The sequence below is a fragment of the Waterburya sp. genome, from assembly GCF_058530065.1.
Genome location: NZ_JBZNBU010000157.1, coordinates 1 through 2,718, shown reverse-complemented (window position 1 = coordinate 2,718; position 2,718 = coordinate 1). Strand labels below are relative to the sequence as shown.

General features: G+C 38.7%; 2 protein-coding genes. One reads left to right on the top strand and one right to left on the bottom strand.

Annotated elements, in window-relative coordinates; all coding sequences use genetic code 11:
- The coding region (locus AC33VI_RS10095; protein ID WP_491782135.1) for a flotillin family protein at positions 1–600 on the top strand (600 nt) is incomplete at its 5' end.
- 87 nt (positions 601–687) lie between these two features.
- On the opposite strand, the gene polA is transcribed toward AC33VI_RS10095, so the two are convergent.
- Positions 688–2,718: DNA polymerase I (gene polA, locus AC33VI_RS10090; RefSeq protein WP_491782134.1), on the bottom strand; the 2,031-nt coding region annotated here is incomplete at its 5' end.

The window sequence follows — 2,718 nt, the reverse complement described above, 5'->3', positions numbered from 1 at the left end:
TCCCTCAGACAAATTAGTCGCGATCTCGAAATTGCCAAAGCCGAAGCCGAAAAAAGAATCCGCGATGCCATAACTAAAAGAGAAGCTTTAATCGCCGAAGCCGAAGCTAAAGTGGTCACCAAAATAGCCAAAGCCGAAGCCGAAGTAGCAGTACAAAACGAACGGATCGAACAGGTCAAACAACAGCTACAGGCAGATGTCGTCGCCCCTGCCGAAGCACAATGCAAACAAGCGATCGCCAAAGCTAAAGGGGATGCAGCGACTATTATTGAGGATGGCAAAGCCCAAGCCGAAGGTACGCAACGTTTGGCAGAATCTTGGCAAGCGGCAGGAGCAAATGCGAAAGATATTTTCTTATTCCAAAAGTTAGAAACTCTAATGAAAATGATGGCTGCGGGAGTACCCGATGTGGAAGTGGAAAGTTTGACTGTGGTGGATGGGAAAGATGGCAATCAAGCAACTCAAATTGCTTCTTTTATCGAACAGTTGCGTCAAACTACGGGAGTAGATGTAGCCCAAGTTGCTAGTAATTTGGCTGGTAGCAAAAATGGAATGAAATCAGTCAAAAAAATTGAAGCATCAGATGCAGATGAACTTTAATTATACCGCAGCCAGTTTGAAACCAAGCGGACAACTCACGGGGCTTGAGTTTTTAAGATATCTGCTTGGCTGATGGACGCATCTTATTTATTTTGCTTCCATCCAGTTTTTACCAGCATTAATATCTACCGCTAAGGGAATAGATAATTCAACGGCATTTTCCATAGTGGATTTAATAATCGGTTGCAATTCCGACCATTCTTCTGGGGGTACTTCTAGGACTAATTCGTCGTGTACTTGGAGTAACAATCTTGCTTGGTAGTCTTGCAGGATATTTTGCAGTCTAATCATAGCTATTTTAATGATATCGGCACTAGAACCTTGAATGGGAGAATTGGCGGCTGCACGGAGGGTTTGAGCGTCGATATAGCTGTATTTTAGTTTGTCTAAAGCGATCGCATCTGTATTGATGCCTTTTAGTTCTTTGAGGCTGTCGCTAATGAGGTTAATATAACGTCTTCTGCCCAGAATTGTTTCGACATAACCCAAAGAGATTGCCTGTTTTTTAACTCCTTCTAAGTAGTTGAATACTTTGGCATATTTTTGTCGATATTTTTCGATAAACTGTTTGCCGATCTCGGTTTTAAATCCAGATTCCCTAGAAAATCTTTGCGCGCCCATACCGTAGATCACCCCAAAGTTAATGATCTTACCCAAGCGTCTTTCTTCGGCAGTAATATCTTCTTTGTCGAATAGTAATTGGGCAGTTACTCGGTGAACGTCTTTACTATTTTGATAGGCATCTAGCAAAACTGGTTCTTGACTTAAATGAGCCAAAATTCTTAATTCAATTTGGGAATAGTCGGCAGCTACTAATAACCATCCTGATTGGGGAATAAAAGCCTGTCGAATTTGACGAGAAAACTCAGTACGAATGGGAATATTTTGTAAGTTAGGATTAGACGAAGATAGTCTTCCTGTAGCCACTACGGTTTGATTAAAATCGGTATGAATTCTTTGAGTAGATTTTCTAACCAAAGCTGGCAGAGCATCGACATAGGTAGATTTTAATTTGGCTAGGGTGCGATATTCCAACATATTATCGATTACTGGATGGTCGCCTTTGAGTTTTTCTAATACTTGTTGGTTGGTAGAATATCCCGTTTTAGTTTTACGAGATTTTTTGACATCCAAGCCCAGTTTTTCAAAGAGAATGACACTTAGTTGTTTGGGAGAACCTAAGTTAAATTCTTCTCCTGCTGCTTCATAGGTATCTCGTTCTAATTTTTGTAAGTCTTTATCTAGTTGTTGGGAAAATGTTTGGAGATATTCAATATCTAAATTAATCCCCGTTTCTTCCATTATTGCTAGTACTGCTTCTAAAGGTTGTTCGACTTCTAAGAGTAGTTTTTCTAGTTGGGGATAATTAGCTAATTCTACTTTTAACTTGTCTACTAAATAATAAGTTGCATAACAATCTAAACCACAATAGTCGGCTACCACAGGAATTTCTAAATCGGCTATAGTTTGTCCTTTAGCAATACCTAAATCTTTATAACTTTTTGCCGTAATTTTAAACCCATAGCGTTCGGATAAATCGCCTAAATTATGGGTCAGTTCGGGATTGAGTACGTAGCTAGCCAACATGGTATCGAAGACAACTCCCGATAGTTTAATTCCTTGATGCTTTAAAATTAGGCGATCGAATTTGGCATTTTGCAAAGCTTTAGGATATTTGCTGTCTTCTAAAATTGGTTTAAGACTGGATAAAACTAATTCTTTATCTAGTTGTTTTCCTAACTTATGACCGATCGGGATATAGGCAATTTCATCGTCTTTATTACCCCAACAACAACCAATGCCAACTAATTCTGCTAAGTGGGTTTCTAAAGAGTTAGTCTCCGTATCCCAAGCTACAGGTTTTTCTTTATTTGTTTGCTGTTTTAAAGTACTAATTAATTCTTTTAATTTAGCTTCGCTATCGATAATTTGAGTATTGAGGATAGGAGTAAATAATTCTTCTGGCTGAGTTTCTGGTTTGACTTTAACTGCTAAATTATCTCCGAATAATGATAGTTGTCCGCTATCATCTTGTTTCTTTTTCGATTTACTCGCGATCGCTTTTGCTTCTCCTCCCAGCTTGACTTGTAATTGGCCAATATTACTAATTACTTTTTT